This is a genomic window from Paenibacillus campinasensis (assembly GCF_002272015.1).
Taxonomy (GTDB): Bacteria; Bacillota; Bacilli; order Paenibacillales; family Paenibacillaceae; genus Paenibacillus_AQ; species Paenibacillus_AQ campinasensis.
The window spans coordinates 17,186-33,351 of record NZ_NPBY01000061.1 but is presented as its reverse complement, the minus strand read 5'-3'; the positions used below and the strand labels follow the sequence as shown (position 1 = coordinate 33,351).

Here is a 16,166-nt window from a genome sequence, read left to right as displayed (position 1 = left end):
CGATTTATCCCCCTTATTTATCATATGCTTGGTCATCTTTGAGGAAGATTCCAAGCATACGTAATCTTGTTTCATGCTTATCCGCTGTGTCAGAGCCGCCGAACTTGAGCGCTTGACGGTTGAACGACCCTGTTTTGTAAGCTGTCGTCACAACGTTGTCTGTCGCCCCCGCAGCTCCAGTGTCAATCGTATCGGTCAGGATCGAATCTGCCAGTTCACTACCGTCAGTTTTACTGCTGTCAACGGGTACTGCGAGGCTGTCAGCAGTGACGATTCCGAGTACAGTTCCCCGTTCAAGCACCCCTTGTCCTGCTTTCAGTTTTACTGCTTTGACATCCACCGGATGCTTTGTGTCATAGAACAGATTATCTGGTGTCGTCGACCCGAGATTATCATTCCAAAGGTTTGTCATTAGTTTTTCGCCTCCATTCCGCCTCTACGGGCGTTCATCGCGTTCGCGATAGCATCAATTTGCGAAGCTTCTTGCACCTTTTTCTGGTCATCATTCCCTGGAAATTCTTGTGATTTAACGCTGTTGTTGTTCTGCAACTCTTGCTGGCGAGCATTAATAAACGCCTCACCACGACCGGAGTCCTGTTTCAGCGCCACGAATGCCAGCTTTTCAGCATTCATAGGCTCCTCAAATTTGGCCTTGTTGACCAATTCAGGGGAAACGGTGTTGGCGATTTCTTCAATTTCCTTAATCCGGTTCCGTTCCGCGGTTACCGCATCTTTAACAGCTTGATCGACAAGCTGGTTGCACAACTGCGGGTATTCTTTTTTCAAATCTTCGACATTCATAATAGACATGTTGTCACTCTCCCCTTCATTTGTATTTTGTGGTTCTTTTGAAGTAGCTTGGGCAGCAGCATCAATTGCTTTCCACTGATCCAAGAAACGTTTCATAGCTGCATTTGCGCTGTTTTGAATAGCCATTCGACTGAACGAGTATGAATTCTGAACAGGTTCGTCATCGGATGATGGTTCAGTGTAGAGAACACCGTCAACGAAACCCGCTGACATCGCTTTTTGAGCGCTCATCCACGTCTCTTCATCCATCATTTTAGAGATTTCATCCCTATCCAAACCCGTCCTGGCCTGATAAGCATTCATGATTGTGTCCTTGACGACATCCAATACATCTGCGGCGTGCCGCATATCCTTCGCTTCCCCAACAGCTCGGGACCAAGGATTATGGATCATCATGATACTTACCGGAGACATGTAAATTTCGTCGCCGGACATAGCAATTACTGACGCAGCTGAGACAGCTTTTCCGTCCACCTTTACGGTGACTTTTCCTTTGTGCTCTTTCAACGCGTTGTAAATACCCGCCGCAGCAAAGACATCACCGCCCCAACTATCGATCCACACGGTAATGTTCTTGCCTGCATACTGGGAAAGCTCTTGTCTGAATGCATTCCTTGTTGCTGCAGGAATTCCAAACCATTCATAGATCCATGCGTCATCGTCGCTGACGATCTCACCCTCAACTCGGAGTTCGATATCTTCGTCACCAAGATTTTTGAAGCTCCAGAATTTACTCATTTTCTTGTTTCACCTCCTTTCCAGGATCTGTTTGTGGCGTGTCAGGTCGATCAGACTGAATTCCCGCTGCCCTCATCGCCTCGATCTCTACCTTCTGCTGCTGGATGTTTGTCCAAAAATCACTTCCATTTGTCTCAATTGCTTCGCGTTCCCTTGTACTCAAACCAAGTGCGATTCTGCGTTCGGCCGCCTCAACCTCTTTTACTGGATCAAGCTGACCAGGCGCCGGACCGTTCCATTCCGCTTTACACCAAGCTTTGCGAATTTTTGGATCACCAAAAAACCCAGGCGCGCGAATACGACCGAGAGCAACGGCTTCAGCCAGCCACTCTTCATAAATTGGCTGGCAGAACTCTTTTGCCGTCCATTGCCGGCGCATGCGGAACATTTTCCAAGCTTCAAGCAGCGCGGCTCTGGACGCCGAATATGAGGACTGGAAGTTTTTGAGCAGTAGTTCATAAGGAATTTCCAACGCCGCCCCCACATAAAGGCACAATGAGCGGACAAACGGATCAAAATTCGAATTAGGCCGCTTAGGGTCTGCGATCTGAATTTCTTCATCTTGACCAAGAACATTGATCGCTCCCGGCCCCATTTCATAGTTGTTGGGATCGTCCGGTGCTACTTGCTGATCAAGAGGGATCATAGGCCCCATCGTATTATCAGTGGTTGGGCCGGTTGTCTTGATAAAGACCGTAAACATCGCCGAAATTACAGCCGCCATCAGTTCCGCTTCGGTGTACCGTGTAATTTGCTTCAGCGTCTCGATTACCGGGGCCAGAAGTGGAACGCCGCGGCGTTGTTCCGCACGTTCAGTATCCATCAAGTGCAAGATATTGGGCCGTCCAGTGTTTTTTCCGTAGGCCTCCACTCTCACCCACTTGCGAATTTTCCCGCTGGTATAGTCGGTAGCATAGGTGTTTGCAATGTGATAAGCCACAAGCGCCCCATCATCATCAATTTCAACTCCGGAATAGATTCGGTTGCCATTCTCTGCCGTACCTTCCACTGAATCACCCAGAACTCCGTCTCCTTGCGGCGTACATATACGATCCGCCTCTATAAGATGGATTCGAAGTCCGTACGGCATCCAGGATGTTCGTTTCGCGTGCTTAAAAACAGTGAACGAATCCCCGTTCATCAGCATTCCAAGGAAAGCAATCCCCTGCTGGTCATAGAAGTCGTTCATCCGGATCGCATCCGAATGCTTCGATTCCGCCCAGAGGTTAAATTCCTCTTCAACCTGACCACACCAGGCGTCCGCTTGTTCAGTCGTCAGGCCAAGTAATTCAGCGTTAATCCTAGCTTTCAACCTCAGCCCCGGACCGATCACGTTTGTTCGAGTAGTCTTTAACGCAGACGCACCTATTGGACCATTCATGTACAGGTCCCTGGACCGGCTGCGGAGCGTGTCGAGATTACGATCAATGTCATCTTTCGGGTTTTGAGCTGAAGTAAGCCAGCCGCGCATACTCTTCTTTTGTTGACTGGCCCCTCCTTGCTCGTATCCATTGATTATGTGTGTAACCTTACGAGCTGCTGCCCGTCGCATGCCCGCTTCCGGGTTAAAAGCCGTCACCAATCGATCTATGATATTAATGTTGACCACCCCCTCTCAAGCGCTGTAATTAAAAATCCCGGGGAATTACGCCGAATACTTTGTTCCGGCCCTGCCCACGGGACTTTGCTTCTTCTGCCGCTATTTCGTTTTCGAGATACCTGATCATACTTGAAATTTCCGATAGGTTTGCCCTTGTCAAGCTCCGGCCGGCGATCGAATATGACTGAGCGCCGCTTAAAATGGCTGATTCGCATGCAACATACTGTGATAATCGGGTCCTCAGTTCATCAATTCTAGCCATGTTTTTCCCCCTTCTATATTTGAATCCCTTTGTTAGCTACCCCTTTCCTCCTCGTATTGTGAGGAGTGGTACTAGGCACGGGAACAGCACCGATGCAGAATGGACGCATATTCTCTAAATCTGGCTGCAGGATCTCAATGGCCGCCCGATTATATACCGCTAAGTCAAGCGGCTCGTTTCTCGCCCGAACCTTCACCCAAACTTGATATGGGACACCCATCTTAATTCGGGTATGCAGTGCCTCTGCCGTTAAACCTTCGAAATATTGCCGCTCATATCCCCGATTTCGCTCCGGTGTGGTTAGTGGGAAGTGGCAGTAACCTCGTGACTTACTTCCAAACTCGTCCACCATCGGTATTTTTAAAGCACTCATGACCTTTGACTTCCCTTCATCTACCCCGAGACGGACAACTGTCGCCTTGTAACGATTGTTTGTTGTGGTGCCAATGATCAGCGGCTGGCGCGTACCGTCCCCGGTCCCTTCCCCTTTGATCGCAAACAGTCGGCGCGCAGCTCGCTCCTTACAAAATCGATATACCTCGTTTGTGAAGTGTCCGCCGGAGTCCATGCAGGTGAGCGCGATCGGGAATCTTCTTCCCTCGGCATCTTCCCATGTTCGTTTCAAGTATTCATCCAGGTCCTCCCAGACCTGTTGCTGCTTGAGATCACCATAAATAACGTGGTACTGAATCCGCCAATTTTCATGGCCGGCTCCCCACCCCTGCACTTCAATTTCAAAGCGGTCATCCTGCGTATCGACGGCTGCAGTCAGGACCTTCACGCCATCAGGCACATCTGCATGGTACATTTCGCGGCGATTGTAAAGAACATCTTCGTCCAGCTGCTCTCCTTTTTCTTCCCACGTTTCGCCGAGGGATGTGTTTGTCCAGGCCTTCAGCGTTTCCGTGCCGTTACGTTTAGCCTCCTTGAATTCTTCAATGATGGTTTCCCATCGTTTCCATGGGCTCGCGAGCTCGTTCAAATGGAAGCCGCGGACCTTGCGGTTTTCTTTCCGGGCGATCCACTTCCCTTGACCGGACTTCCATTCGATTTCTGAATGAATAGCGCCGCAATATTTGCAGGCCATGGTCGCATCCTCAAAGCGAATTTGACCCCACGCGAGCGGTTGGAGATCCTCGCAGCTAGGGCAAGGCAAACACCACTGCTCCATGCTGCTCGACTCATAGGCCGTTTCGATTCGAGATGCTCCTTTGATCGTCGGTGTACTCACCAAAATGCGCTTCCGATTGTGGAAGGTGGTCGTCCGCTTCGAAACCAACGTCACAGGGTCACCCTCAGTACCGGCTGAGACCGGATACCGATCCACTTCGTCGAGAAGCACAATCCGGATCGGCCGGGACGCCAAAGAGGCCGGTGAGTTGGCGCCAGCCATCGTGATGTGTCCGCCGGGGAAAGTCTTGTGCAACATCGTGTTCCCGCTGTCCCGACTCTTCGTCCCCGCCATTCTCTTCTTCAATTCAGGACTGTCCCGCACCATAGGCGAAAGCCGATCCTTCGAAAAGGCCTGAGCCAGCTCGAGCGTTGGCTGGACCAACATGATTGGTGACGGATCTTGATGGATGTAGTATCCGATGATGTTCAATATAATCTCCGTCTTACCAACCTGGGCCGAAGACATGACGACGATTGTTTCGGTCTCATCATCATTCAATGCGTTCATGATTTCTCGCTGATAAGGTGCCCGCTCGGTACGCCATTGCCCTGGTTCTGCTGAAGCTTCAGAGGAGAGCCGGCGATAAAGGTCGGCCCACTCGGAAACCGTAAGGCTTGGAGGAGGGGCAACGACCCTGGCGATCCTTCGAAAGAGAGCTTCAGTCTTTAAGAAATTAGGAACCGCCATCAGAATCATTCCTTGCCCGTTCTTGTCGGAACAGCTCCGGATCATAATCAGCTAATTCTGCAAGAGCTTCATCCAGCGCCGCAGACAATCGGCCTTTTATAACGTTCAATTCTCCCTGCCCGATCAATTCGGGGGCCAGACGCATCGGAATAGCCCTAATACGCTGCCGAAATGCCCCCAGCATGTCGTTCATGACCGCCTCAACATCTGCAGAACGGTGTAATTCCCCCTGCATTTCAGCCAGTTCTAGGGCCGCTTTTTCCTTCTTGATGCGCTCATGTTCCGTCTTTTCATCGATAAATCGGGGCTTCTTATCGTCCTCTTTGCCGCCAGAAACGTGCTCACAATAGGCTTGAACGGCCTCCGCGAGCAGGTATTTACCTCTTCCAACCTGCTTCAAGACGCCGTCCCGGGTCAATTGACGGATCCATTGGGGAGTTTTCCCCACGATCGCAGCCAATTCGGAGGTGATGACCTCCTTATCTTGCAGATTTTCCGCTTTCGCTTTAGATCTCGCCAATTTGCCCACCTCACTTTCGTTTTTTCGATGAAATCGACTGTTTCGAAATTTTCATGCATAATTCGAAACGAAAAATAAAAACGCCCTCGATCGGCTGCCTGCCAAGCGAAAGCGAAAGCAATTTTTGAAATTAAAATCTAGCTCTTTTTCGGGGTCGTCCGCACCCGCACTCCATCCGAGACCCCAGAAGGACCCGCTCGCCGAAAATTTGGCCCATTGCTGACGTTTTTAGGGATGGTCTAGTGTATTTATACCCCGAAACGCTCTATGCCCCCTTAGAATCGCTGTGGTGACGTAATGTTAATAGTCTTGATGATTACGAGCTCTTATCTCCTCTATCAACTCATCACATTTTCTACGCATGACTTCTGCATAAGTTAGGAGTTCAGTTTCGTAGGCCATGAAATTTTCGTGAGTTCGAGCTTGCCTTGAATACTTCTCACTAATTGCAGATAATCCATCGATAGTCTGAGTGATCAATGAGAACAATCTCTTGTCTGCCTCGATCGCTTCTGGAAGGTATTCTTGTAGCTTATTGTTCATCCGCAGTACACATCGGAAAAGTTCGCCAAAGCGAAAATCCTCTGTTACAAAGTAATCCCACGCTAAGTTTAACTCCTGTCTCAAAATCGTTGCCAGAACGTAAGTCTTTCGGTCCTTCGAAGGCTTCTCGGCTTCTCGTTGATTACGGAGTTGCCAAACTGCAATACCATACGCACCGAGTACCCCAATAACTCCGCCTAAAAATCCGCCCATATCAAAATCCATAAATAATCCTCCAACGTGTTTTAATATCCTTAGCGGCCATATTCGACGTTAGGATACAAAAACCTTCAAGAGAATCATCCAACATCAAACCGCCTCGGAGCTGCATGAAGGAATGCAATGATATTCCCGTTGTTGCTCTTCGGCAGATTCTCGAAGTGATCTTTGACCTCAGCTTCCCATTCTTCGATCGTAATCCCATAGGATTGGATCTCCTTGATCTGGTCATGAATCATTCGATATTGCTCTTCTGTTACCCTCATATGCTGTTTGTTCTTTTTTATCCTGAAGTATTTTAGATAGGTTTCAACGAATGAATTTCCATTGCTATTAAAAGCGATGTATTTATTTAATCTTTTATCATTCGTTATTATATAATCATTCGTTACTAGTGTTGGATTTTCCACAACTGGAAAACCCGATTCTGGACGTAATGACGGGCTTTCATAAACATCCATCTCCCACGACATGATCTTTCCCCGGCCGTCTTTGACCGAGTAACGTTTGATATACCCCAGCTGCTCGAGCTCCTTCAAGCCGGCGCGGATGCTGTCCTTTCCTTCGGTCGTGTGCTTGGTCAGCTCATCAATGTAGAACCGGTAATTGTCCGGTTTGGATAGCATGTAGGCGAGCAGGCCACGTGCTTTAAAACTCAAGCACTCGTCATGCAGGGATTCATTCAGGATGCGGGTAAACGGCGGCGCCTTGTTCCCCGTCTTCTTGATCCGGTAGGTTGCCATTTCCTCATGTTACTACTTGGCTTTCTTTGTTGGTGGAAACGACCAAGAACGGCGAACGAACACCTGCACTGAAATTTTCTGCAGCAATCAGAGCTTCTCGAAGCCGTTCGCTCGGACTCATATCAAGGCGAGCGCTGGTGAAAAGGCTGCCCTTGGCTATATCCTCACCACAACCAATTGCGTCATACCCACAAGCTGCCCGGCCGACTTGATAGTCATCATCGACTCTGAATAGCTGGCCCCGATACCCAACTAAGAATGTCCCGCCGGATTCCTCACCACCATTGGTTTTTGAATATCCTCCATCGCGGAGACATCTACGCACTGATTCAACAAATTCGGAAACCATAAATTCATACGTTCCCATTCCGGGCCTGTGATAAGGTATCTCCAGCTTATAACGTAGGAGTTGCCCCATTCGGAAAGATGAGGTGAACCCCATGACGAAATCGCCTTTTCGAAACACCTTTTCATCAGCCCTGACCATAAGGCTTAAACCTTCGACGCCTGCGCTATCCCCGCCGATGTATACTCCACCGTCATTTTCAATCCCAGCAATACACGTCATCTATTCACCCTCCACTCCGGACAACACAAACAAGACAGCCAGAGCAGCTGCCGCAATTATCAGTTTCCTTTTCAATTTAGATCATCCTTTCTCTACAGCAACCTTAGCACCTAATCTCTTGAACCATTGAATAGGGCTACTTTCAAGCACCGGATTGAGCCAGTATTCCCCGACCAACACGATCAGCATCTTACTAGCGTCCAATCCATACAGCGTATATTCGTTTCTGCTTACGAACTTGACTCGAGCATCTTTCGGGTATTTTTCTCGGACGTATCTCCATAAGAATTGTGCTTGGGCGGAGTCCTTCCCGATCACCAAGATTGTATCGTATGGTTTGAACCTCGCTTCACTCACCACCTCCGCCTCCCTCGACCCGCGCCCGCAGCGCATCCATTTTCTCCTTGATCAGCGCCTGCAGCTCAGCTTCCTTACGAGCAGCGTCCTCATGCTTGTCAGCCGGATCGGCAAAACGCTTCTGCACTCTCCGGATCCGAGCCTGCAGCTTCCGGATTTCTTCATCCGCGTAAAACGCCACATATTGCTGGCCGCAGTGCGGACAGCAATAGAACGTCTTCTCAATTCCATCATTCAGTTTTTCCTGCTGGAAATGGTCCAAGGTGAATGCTTTCTGACATCCGGCATCACAGTGTGTTTTCAAACTCATGGCGTCCCCTCACCGCCTCGCTTTTAGTGCATTGCCTATTCGCTCAGTGTGTTCAGCGGTCGTCTCACTCAACCGCTTTATCTCCTCTTCAAGTTCAGATGTATCGGCAGATATTTTAACTACAATCCTATCTACCACCACTTCATTCTTGATTCCCAAGTCAGACTCAATGCTGTCGCACACCCTGGAAATCCTGTCCCGCACATTGTTTATTTCCATATTCGCTCCGTTCAGAAAGTTTAAATATTTCAGCTTCAGTTCTGTTGCTCGTTCCTGTGAAATCCAATCTTTAGTGACCCCAACTCTCGAGGTATTTTCCATAATCTATCTCATCCTCTCTTTGTATAATTCGCGCACCACCACTAAACACTCACGCAGACATGGTGCGAAGCACGATGCCGGAGCGACACCTGCAAAGATTCTGCTTCGCAGTACACGGTCGCCTGCTTCTTGTCATTGCTTTCTTAGGGTGACGGTGTACTGAGCGACACCTTCAAGCAGAACCGGAAGCGGGACAAGCGAACAAAAGAAAAAGCCGCTCATTTGAGCGACTTTGCTTAATCTAACTATTTAAACCCCGGAACCCATCCACGTATCTCTTTTGCAATCTCGTAAATCTTGGCTGCGTTTGAGTTCTCATTTAAGAATATCAATCCTCTTAGTGTAATTCTTGGATTAACTGCCCCGTATGCCAAGTGACTTGATCCTAGATGCGCTATTTCAGCAAAACCATCAATTAAGCCTTCTTCCAACATCATTCCGATAACCCTGTTCCATCTCGCTTCGCTTATACCCATATTTTCCGCAGAGATTGGACCCATATCAATTTCATCACTATCCATAGATTCATCAAAATGTTCTAAAATTTGTTGCATAACCTTTAATGTTTTAGAAGCCATGACCCCACCTCCTCGACATCAACGGAGACATCAGGAAGAGTTCTCCTTTTATCATAAGAAAAGCCCTGCCCGGCTGCTTATACGTGATGAATGAATTTTGCTGCTCCATCCATGCCGCCGTACCATTTCTCAACAATTTCGTCGGTTGTTAGCTGGAATAGATCTCTTATAAACTCAGCTTCACCTGCAGAATCAGGATCAATATAAGCTTCCATTGTTGATTTTGGCCACTTATGATTTAGTTGCTTAGATATAGGAGCAACTTTTAACATCATTGCTCCTAGAACTTCGAGGTTCAATTCTTTTACTTTTATCTCAAACACCCCCTTTGACATCATGATTCGACATCGAGTAAGGGATTCCTGCATTTCCCATTCAAACAACAAACTCAACGAACGCCGGCGACCGCAGCATGCCTTTCTTGGTCCAGTTCCGGGTTTTTACCCTCGCTCGAATCCGCGGCTCCAGGTGGACGAAATTCTTATCCTCGCCCGTTACAAGCTGCTTGCTCACCCCATAGAACGCTCGCTTGGTTTTCGGCGGCACTCCCAGCTCAACGATACCCGTTGGCCGCAGCCGGCCGGACTCCGTAACCACGGAAGTCAGCCACCCGAATTCGTCCTTACGGTACCCGGTGATAAACACCTCGGCATAGGTCCAGTTGATGACCTTCTGCCAGGCCGGAGAGCGGCGGCTCTCATAACGGCTGCCCTGAAGCTTCCCGACCATCCCCTCGAGCTCCCGATCCCTCATTTGCTTAAACAGTGCCTCGCCTGCGCCTTCCACGAACGGTATGACGCCGAAGTACTTGTTCGGCATGCTGATGCCTGCCAGGATATCGAATACAACATACGTGACAGGCGATATGCCCCTGAGTTGTCGGATACGCTGCTCCTTCTTGGCCTGGAACCGGGTCATTATGTTTTCGAAGTCAACCAGCCCCGTCTCTGGATCAGTACAAGCAACTTCGCCGTCAAGGAGGATATCTTCATCAAATGGCGTCAGGAGCTCGGGGTACTGGCGTGTGCAGTCGGTCTCGTGCCGGGTATACAACCGGATCCGGCCGCCCTCCTGCGAGAACAGGAGCCGGTGCCCGTCGATCTTTGGCTCAAATATATAATCATCGTGGCTGAATGGGCCACTTGCTGTCTCTAATAACATCGGGCTGATAAACATAGCAACACCTCTCACTCGATTATACCGTTTGGTATGTTCTATGAGAGGCGGTAAGTCTTGTAAATTAAAAGCACGGCCGTTGTTCATTCAGAGGTTCACTTTCTCCGGTTTCGTTACCTACTTTCCGGACGTATCCAGTATGTGTCGGACTCCCCGCAGATCGTTTAACAGGTACGCATCTACCTGCACCGTGCTTGATATGATTAGGCCGGTATATTGCCCCGGCAGGCAGGCACTATTCTTAACCCATTGTGCCTTTGGTGTCGGTTCAGGCTTTTTGTAGAGGGAAAACAGCACCGACTAACGCGAAACCCCCACAGTAATTAAGGAGCGGACAGAGGGACTCGAACCCGTCTTCTCCGGCTTGGAAGGCCGGGGCACTACCTTTATACCATGTCCGCAATGTAACGCCCTCTCGAGCCTAAAGCACCTATGACGTGCCCTCCAGCAGCCGAGACGGGCGTTTAAACTTGATTAGAACATTTAACCCGCTTGTACTACCCTTGCGGCTCTGATGTAGGTCTTATTGCGAGGGGCTAACTGGTGCCGCTCGTCTTATCGCCTACCACCGTCAAACAGGTATTGAAGTTGTTTCGGGTGATGTTCCAGAAACCGAGAGGAGGGAGCTTTCACCATCGCATTAAAAAAGGCCGGCTTCTGCCGACCCGATCACCAGGGCGTTCACGCCCCTGTGGTGTCCTTTTCTCGATTTCCTATGATACCAATATATCACGTTAAAAACCTAGTGGTTCACAAGCTTTTTGCAATTTTAACGCAATCTTTTTGCTGATATTTTTCCGATCCAAATAATCTAGAAGGATAATGGACCATTACCTCTCTTGAATATTTGAGTAGCATATTCATCAGTATATCCGGCCAGATTAGCACTGTAATGAACCAGACCATTGTCCGCTCTCTCTACATGTATGCCGGCCTCATACTTTTGACGATCAGTCCAAATTTCATGATGACACGTCCTGAATGTTGCACTATCAAGTTCTAGCTCCCCTTCAATCCTTACCAATAGCCGATCACCGTCTTCAGCAAGGATTGTTCTCTTATCAAAATGAATATCCATAGTTAACCTCCTTAAATTATGTATGTAACAACAAAAAGAAGAAGCACACATGTTGTGTGCTTCAAATTATACTACATTGGAGATGTGGTTACGCACCGTTTTTTCGCTAATAAATAACTGCCCGGCGATGTCGCGAGTCGTTTTGTCCTGCACGAGCAATTCAAACACTTCGCGTTCACGGTGGGTTAACAAGAACTTGCTGTTATGGTCGTTTCCCTTCAATGGTGTCACCCCTCCTTGCCCGGGTATGTGTGGTCTAACAAGGTTAAGGGATACAGTCAACTCATATTATGTCGAGGTACAGGCGAAGGTGCGTAGATAGCGGTTAAATGGGCTTATTTCCGCCGAGAATTGTAGTATTTCCCCTTGCTTCCTGGTCCAAGTTCGACTATGATGAAGGGGTAAAAATTATTTTCTTTTCAAGTTTTCATATTAATAAAATTATTTTCATAACAAATCTCGTCACCCGCTCGGATCGGGTAATGAAGGAGGCCATTTGATGACACCGATCCTGCATATTATCTCCGTGGAGAAGGACTCCCTTCCCCGTCAGGAAAGGCGGCTGGCCGAATTCATTCTGGCAAACCCCTCCAATATTGTGAACATGGGGATTACAGATCTGGCGGCTGCATGCGAGGTCAGCGCTGCGACGGTGACCCGCTTCTGCAAGAACTTTCAGTGCAAGGGGTATCCTGATTTCAAGGTGAAGCTGTCGGCTGAGATCGCTCATGCTGAAATGGCATCCAAAATGGGTAACACCCGCTATCAGGATATCGTGGCCGGTAAGAATCTGGCCGACATCGTGGAAGCCATTGAGTCCAATCACCTCACCTCCATCCGCGACACCACGCAGCTATTGGACCTCGGACAACTGGAGCGTGCGGTGAACGCCCTATGCGGCGCCAAACGCATTGATCTCTATGGAGTTGCAACCTCGTCGATTGTGGCACAGGACTTCTATCAGAAGCTGGTACGGATCGGTAAGAACTGTACTGCCTTCGCAGATTCCCACATGCAGATTACGTCCGCTTCAACGCTCTCCGAGGGCGATGTGGCGGTTGCCATTTCCTATTCCGGGGAAACCCCGGAGACGATTGACGCACTGACCTGTGCCAAAGACGCCGGCGCCTTCACGATCAGCATCACCTCCTACAGAAGCACCCGGCTTTCCAAACTGTCGGATATCCCGCTGTACTCCTCTTCACTGGAAGAGGGGATGCGCCGCGGGGACATGGCTTCCCGAATTGCGCAGCTGCATATTATCGATATTTTGTTTATGGGTATGGCCAGCCGTGATTTTTCAACATATGTTCCGCGTCTAGAGCAGTCTTATCTGAATGTTCAAAACTACCGCAAGGGCCGAGGAGGACAATAATCATGAATATTTACACATTTAAGGACGATGAAAGCTTTGTAGAAACCGCCGCCAGCATCATTTCCAGCCTGGTGCATATCAACCCCCACGCCAAGCTCGGATTGGCTACCGGAAGCACCCCGGTAGGTTTGTATGCCAAGCTGATTGAGATTCACCGTAAGGGACTGGTCAGCTTTGCCGGCGTAACCACCTACAATCTGGATGAGTATGTCGGCCTGCCAGAGAATCATCCGGAGAGCTACCGTACCTTTATGAACGAGAAATTCTTCAATCATATCGACATCCCGCTGGAACAGACGCATGTGCCTAATGGCAATGCGGAGGATCTGGAGGAGGAATGCCGGCAGTATGACCGGATGCTCGATACATACGGGCCGGTCGATATCCAGCTTCTGGGACTTGGACACAACGGCCATATCGGGTTTAACGAGCCGGGAGACAGCCTGAGCGGAGCAACCCACCTGGTTGAGCTTCAGGAAAAGACACGGACAGCGAACGCAAGATTCTTCCCATCGATTGATGATGTCCCAACCCATGCGATTACAATGGGCGTGGCCAGCATCATGAAGGCTCGTCAAATTCTGCTGCTCGTTCGCGGAGAGGACAAGGCGGAAATTGTGCACCGTGCGCTTAAAGGCCCAATCACTACCCAATGTCCGGCATCGCTTCTGCAATGCCACCCGAATGTCGTGGTGCTGCTGGATCAGGGAGCGGGGAGATTGCTGGTATGAGTACATTCAACAATTCGGTTCAATTGCTGTACGGGAACGTCCTGCTGCCCGATGGACTGGAGCAGGACGGCGTCCTTGCCATCGGCGGGGATTTCATCCTCTATGCCGGACCCGTCTTCGGACTTCCGGAATCGATTCGCAATGCGGCAGGCGAGACGCTGAAGCAGCCGGATGGCTACATCATTCCCGGCTTTATCGACATCCATGTGCATGGCGGCAACGGCGAGGACTTCATGGATGCAAGCCAGGAGGTGCTCGACAAAATCACTTCCTTCCACAGCTCCCAGGGTACCACCGCGATGCTGGCCACAACGATGACCGCGCCTAAAGCAGCGATCGACCGCGTGCTGAAGGAAGTGAACGCTTATCGCCAGCAGGCAATGCCTTACACACGCCTGGAAGGCGTTCATCTGGAAGGCCCATTCATCAGCCCGAAATGGCCGGGTGCGCAAAATCCGGAGCATATCGTTCCTGCCAACATCGATTGGCTGGAGGAGTGGGAAGCTGCTTACCCGGGGCTCATCCGCCAGGTTACGTTAGCGCCTGAACGGGAAGGCGCCTTGGAAGCCATCGCATGGCTTAGCCAGCACGGCATCGTGGCTGCACTTGGCCACACCGATGCCACCTACGAAGAAGTGGAGGCCGCTGTGGAGGCAGGATTAAGCCACGGGGTTCATACCTTCAACGCGATGACAGGACTGCATCACCGCAAGCCTGGCGTCGTAGGGGCCATGCTCAGTGATGACCGCATCAGCTGCGAAATTATCGCTGATGGCATTCATGTTCATCCGGCAGGTATCAAAATTTTGACGCGTACGAAACAAGACGGCAATCTTATTATGATTACGGACGCTATGTCAGCCGCCGGCATGCCCGATGGCGAATACACGATCGGTGATCTTCCGGTCATTGTAGAGAATGGTATCGCAACGTTAAGAGATAATCGCAGCAGTCTGGCCGGCAGTACGTTAACGATGATTAAAGGCTTCCAGCTGCTGACCCAAACGATCGGATTAAGCATTGAGGAAGCCTCAAAAATCGCGAGCTTGAACCCTGCACGCAAAATCGGGATTGATCGCCAAACCGGCAGCCTGGAACAGGGAAAACGGGCCGATGTGCTGCTGCTGAATTCGGAGCTGGAGCTCCGTGGCGTATGGATACAGGGACAGCGTAAGCATTAATGACTTCCCCTGCTTTGCTGAATCGTTATGTTCAGAAATATATAAACTAAAGGAGCTGCCTGCTGGTGAATTCACCCGCGCAGCTCCTTTATTTATTATCGTTACCTGCCGTTCCGGTTCCCGCCAAACCAGCCGTCATCGCGGTCGTTATGAATCAGTCCGCCTTTGGCACGATACTCATCGGCATCGTTCGCATTCATCGGGAATACGCGGTTAATCCAAGATTCAAAATCGTGAGCCAGCGTTCCTGTCGTGTTCTCAGGACGGTTGTTGTTCGCATATCCTGCCGAATGCTGATAAAAATCAGGATCAGAGGTAACATATACTTGTTTGATGTGTGGGGCTGTCTTCTGGATTTTGGTTGTAATTTCTTGACGCACATGGTCTGGAACTTGATGTTGAGCTCCCATATTATTACCTGTGCCATTAGTACGGGTACCCATAAGGCCATTGCCACGAGCACCGTTCATTCCCATTAGACCATTACCGCGGGTGTTGTTCGCTGTGTCAAAACCAGTACCGCCAAAGCCGCCGCCGTTCGCCGTTCCACGAACCCCGAAACCGCGAGTATCGTTGTTGTTAGCGGTCATTCCGCGCAGCAATCCGACAGTGCCTGTACCCGAGGTTCCAAAAGTGCCGTTGCCGGTTCCAGCTCCGGTATGGTTACGGTTGTTCATTGTACCCACACCCGTACCGGCACCTGTTGTCCCTCTGTTCATTCCATTGACGCCACCGCTAGCACCCGTGCCTAGTCCAGCGCCGTTACCAAGCCCCGCACCATTGCCAGCTCCGGTGCCCATGCCCGTGCCATTGCCCTGATTGGACAAGGCAACATAAGCGCTGCGATTCGTAACAAATACGTGAGCCGGACCTGCCCCGCTGATGTCGGACACCTTCTCAGACAGCTGTCTGCTATATTTCAGGTTCGTCAAATCATGCTGTCCTGCAGTCATACCGCGCGTGTTGTTGTTGACACCGACGCGACCTTGGTTCCCTGCATTGTGCATCTGTGTTCCGTTGCCGTCGGTGTTGCCGCAGCCTGCTACAGCGGCCATGCTCAGCAGCAGGGCTGTGGAGACGGTCAAATGAAGAGCTTTCGATTTGATCATGAATTCATCCTCCATCTCTGTAATAAGTGTATGAACATTGTTTAGGATGACCTCACCGAAAGAGCGGTATGCTGAAAGGTTTTGAC

Annotated in this window: 20 protein-coding genes, 1 tRNA gene and 1 pseudogene; 3 read left to right on the top strand and 19 right to left on the bottom strand. The window is 49.9% G+C overall.

The window, feature by feature from the left end; all coding sequences use genetic code 11:
• Positions 1-13: 13 nt before the first annotated feature.
• From CHH67_RS18915 to CHH67_RS18830, 18 genes and pseudogenes are all read right to left on the bottom strand, one after another.
• Complete coding sequence (locus tag CHH67_RS18915; RefSeq protein WP_095266820.1) at positions 14-412, bottom strand: head decoration protein; 399 nt, start codon at positions 410-412, stop codon at positions 14-16.
• Positions 412-1,548 (bottom strand): head maturation protease, ClpP-related, encoded by a 1,137-nt coding sequence (locus CHH67_RS18910; protein ID WP_095266819.1) that lies wholly within the window; start codon positions 1,546-1,548, stop codon positions 412-414. The genes CHH67_RS18915 and CHH67_RS18910 overlap by 1 nt, the downstream gene beginning before the upstream one ends.
• A complete protein-coding gene (locus CHH67_RS18905) occupies positions 1,541-3,127 on the bottom strand; it encodes a phage portal protein (protein ID WP_244908255.1) in 1,587 nt (528 codons plus the stop codon). Before CHH67_RS18905 ends, CHH67_RS18910 begins: the two co-directional genes overlap by 8 nt.
• Before the next feature lie 49 nt (positions 3,128-3,176).
• Positions 3,177-3,410: a DUF6148 family protein gene (locus CHH67_RS18900; RefSeq protein WP_095266817.1), complete on the bottom strand. Its 234-nt coding sequence runs from the start codon at positions 3,408-3,410 to the stop codon at positions 3,177-3,179.
• A gap of 13 nt (positions 3,411-3,423) precedes the next feature.
• Positions 3,424-5,271 carry a phage terminase large subunit family protein gene (locus CHH67_RS18895; protein WP_095266815.1) on the bottom strand — a complete coding sequence of 616 codons (1,848 nt, stop codon included), beginning with the start codon at positions 5,269-5,271 and terminating at the stop codon, positions 3,424-3,426.
• Positions 5,258-5,800, bottom strand: a complete 543-nt coding sequence (locus CHH67_RS18890; RefSeq protein ID WP_244908254.1) for a hypothetical protein — start codon at positions 5,798-5,800, stop codon at positions 5,258-5,260. Before CHH67_RS18890 ends, CHH67_RS18895 begins: the two co-directional genes overlap by 14 nt.
• A 291-nt stretch (positions 5,801-6,091) precedes the next feature.
• Complete coding sequence (locus CHH67_RS18885; RefSeq protein WP_095266811.1) at positions 6,092-6,559, bottom strand: hypothetical protein; 468 nt, start codon at positions 6,557-6,559, stop codon at positions 6,092-6,094.
• A 74-nt stretch (positions 6,560-6,633) separates the two neighbouring features.
• The gene (locus tag CHH67_RS18880; protein WP_095266809.1) at positions 6,634-7,296 is read right to left on the bottom strand and encodes a helix-turn-helix domain-containing protein; all 663 of its coding nucleotides are present in this window, start codon (positions 7,294-7,296) and stop codon (positions 6,634-6,636) included.
• Positions 7,297-7,300: 4 nt separating this feature from the next.
• Entirely contained in the window at positions 7,301-7,864 is a 564-nt protein-coding gene (locus CHH67_RS18875) for a hypothetical protein (RefSeq protein WP_095266807.1), read from the bottom strand.
• Between the two features lie 81 nt (positions 7,865-7,945).
• Positions 7,946-8,221, bottom strand: a complete 276-nt coding sequence (locus CHH67_RS18870) for a hypothetical protein (RefSeq protein ID WP_095266806.1) — start codon at positions 8,219-8,221, stop codon at positions 7,946-7,948.
• On the bottom strand, positions 8,214-8,531 hold the full coding sequence (locus CHH67_RS18865; RefSeq protein ID WP_144029282.1) for a hypothetical protein: 318 nt from the start codon (positions 8,529-8,531) through the stop codon (positions 8,214-8,216). The genes CHH67_RS18870 and CHH67_RS18865 overlap by 8 nt, the downstream gene beginning before the upstream one ends.
• A gap of 9 nt (positions 8,532-8,540) precedes the next feature.
• Complete coding sequence (locus CHH67_RS18860) at positions 8,541-8,852, bottom strand: hypothetical protein (protein ID WP_095266803.1); 312 nt, start codon at positions 8,850-8,852, stop codon at positions 8,541-8,543.
• A 245-nt stretch (positions 8,853-9,097) separates the two neighbouring features.
• Positions 9,098-9,430 (bottom strand): YjcQ family protein, encoded by a 333-nt coding sequence (locus tag CHH67_RS18855; RefSeq protein WP_095266802.1) that lies wholly within the window; start codon positions 9,428-9,430, stop codon positions 9,098-9,100.
• 77 nt (positions 9,431-9,507) lie between these two features.
• Positions 9,508-9,813 carry a hypothetical protein gene (locus CHH67_RS18850; RefSeq protein ID WP_218832038.1) on the bottom strand — a complete coding sequence of 102 codons (306 nt, stop codon included), beginning with the start codon at positions 9,811-9,813 and terminating at the stop codon, positions 9,508-9,510.
• Positions 9,806-10,606 (bottom strand): ATP-dependent DNA ligase, encoded by an 801-nt coding sequence (locus tag CHH67_RS18845; protein WP_095266799.1) that lies wholly within the window; start codon positions 10,604-10,606, stop codon positions 9,806-9,808. Before CHH67_RS18845 ends, CHH67_RS18850 begins: the two co-directional genes overlap by 8 nt.
• A 329-nt stretch (positions 10,607-10,935) precedes the next feature.
• Positions 10,936-11,007, bottom strand: a tRNA-Gly gene (locus CHH67_RS18840).
• 410 nt (positions 11,008-11,417) lie between these two features.
• Positions 11,418-11,684, bottom strand: a complete 267-nt coding sequence (locus CHH67_RS18835) for a hypothetical protein (RefSeq protein ID WP_095266797.1) — start codon at positions 11,682-11,684, stop codon at positions 11,418-11,420.
• Between the two features lie 69 nt (positions 11,685-11,753).
• A pseudogene (locus CHH67_RS18830) lies at positions 11,754-11,906 on the bottom strand (LuxR C-terminal-related transcriptional regulator); the annotation flags it as partial.
• A 277-nt stretch (positions 11,907-12,183) separates the two neighbouring features.
• On the opposite strand from CHH67_RS18830, the gene CHH67_RS18825 reads away from it, so the two are divergent.
• Genes CHH67_RS18825 through nagA form a run of 3 tightly spaced genes read left to right on the top strand, consistent with a single transcriptional unit; the run spans position 12,184 to position 14,971 of the window.
• Positions 12,184-13,059 carry a MurR/RpiR family transcriptional regulator gene (locus CHH67_RS18825; RefSeq protein ID WP_095266795.1) on the top strand — a complete coding sequence of 292 codons (876 nt, stop codon included), beginning with the start codon at positions 12,184-12,186 and terminating at the stop codon, positions 13,057-13,059.
• A gap of 2 nt (positions 13,060-13,061) precedes the next feature.
• Positions 13,062-13,790 carry a glucosamine-6-phosphate deaminase gene (nagB, locus tag CHH67_RS18820; RefSeq protein ID WP_095266793.1) on the top strand — a complete coding sequence of 243 codons (729 nt, stop codon included), beginning with the start codon at positions 13,062-13,064 and terminating at the stop codon, positions 13,788-13,790.
• Positions 13,787-14,971, top strand: coding sequence for an N-acetylglucosamine-6-phosphate deacetylase (gene nagA, locus CHH67_RS18815; protein WP_095266791.1), 1,185 nt, complete (start codon positions 13,787-13,789; stop codon positions 14,969-14,971). Before nagB ends, nagA begins: the two co-directional genes overlap by 4 nt.
• 101 nt (positions 14,972-15,072) lie before the next feature.
• Here the strand turns inward: nagA and CHH67_RS18810 are convergent, their stop codons facing one another.
• On the bottom strand, positions 15,073-16,080 hold the full coding sequence (locus CHH67_RS18810) for a YhcN/YlaJ family sporulation lipoprotein (RefSeq protein ID WP_095266790.1): 1,008 nt from the start codon (positions 16,078-16,080) through the stop codon (positions 15,073-15,075).
• Positions 16,081-16,166 lie beyond the last annotated feature (86 nt).

Coding starts and splice junctions, on each gene's coding strand:
- CHH67_RS18915 (WP_095266820.1), bottom strand. CDS start 412: ATGACAAACCTTTGGAATGATAATCTCGGGTCGACGACACCAGATAAT.
- CHH67_RS18910 (WP_095266819.1), bottom strand. CDS start 1,548: ATGAGTAAATTCTGGAGCTTCAAAAATCTTGGTGACGAAGATATCGAA.
- CHH67_RS18900 (WP_095266817.1), bottom strand. CDS start 3,410: ATGGCTAGAATTGATGAACTGAGGACCCGATTATCACAGTATGTTGCA.
- CHH67_RS18895 (WP_095266815.1), bottom strand. CDS start 5,271: ATGGCGGTTCCTAATTTCTTAAAGACTGAAGCTCTCTTTCGAAGGATC.
- CHH67_RS18885 (WP_095266811.1), bottom strand. CDS start 6,559: ATGGATTTTGATATGGGCGGATTTTTAGGCGGAGTTATTGGGGTACTC.
- CHH67_RS18880 (WP_095266809.1), bottom strand. CDS start 7,296: ATGGCAACCTACCGGATCAAGAAGACGGGGAACAAGGCGCCGCCGTTT.
- CHH67_RS18875 (WP_095266807.1), bottom strand. CDS start 7,864: ATGACGTGTATTGCTGGGATTGAAAATGACGGTGGAGTATACATCGGC.
- CHH67_RS18865 (WP_144029282.1), bottom strand. CDS start 8,531: ATGAGTTTGAAAACACACTGTGATGCCGGATGTCAGAAAGCATTCACC.
- CHH67_RS18860 (WP_095266803.1), bottom strand. CDS start 8,852: ATGGAAAATACCTCGAGAGTTGGGGTCACTAAAGATTGGATTTCACAG.
- CHH67_RS18855 (WP_095266802.1), bottom strand. CDS start 9,430: ATGGCTTCTAAAACATTAAAGGTTATGCAACAAATTTTAGAACATTTT.
- CHH67_RS18845 (WP_095266799.1), bottom strand. CDS start 10,606: ATGTTTATCAGCCCGATGTTATTAGAGACAGCAAGTGGCCCATTCAGC.
- CHH67_RS18835 (WP_095266797.1), bottom strand. CDS start 11,684: ATGGATATTCATTTTGATAAGAGAACAATCCTTGCTGAAGACGGTGAT.
- CHH67_RS18825 (WP_095266795.1), top strand. CDS start 12,184: ATGACACCGATCCTGCATATTATCTCCGTGGAGAAGGACTCCCTTCCC.
- nagB (WP_095266793.1), top strand. CDS start 13,062: ATGAATATTTACACATTTAAGGACGATGAAAGCTTTGTAGAAACCGCC.
- nagA (WP_095266791.1), top strand. CDS start 13,787: ATGAGTACATTCAACAATTCGGTTCAATTGCTGTACGGGAACGTCCTG.
- CHH67_RS18810 (WP_095266790.1), bottom strand. CDS start 16,080: ATGATCAAATCGAAAGCTCTTCATTTGACCGTCTCCACAGCCCTGCTG.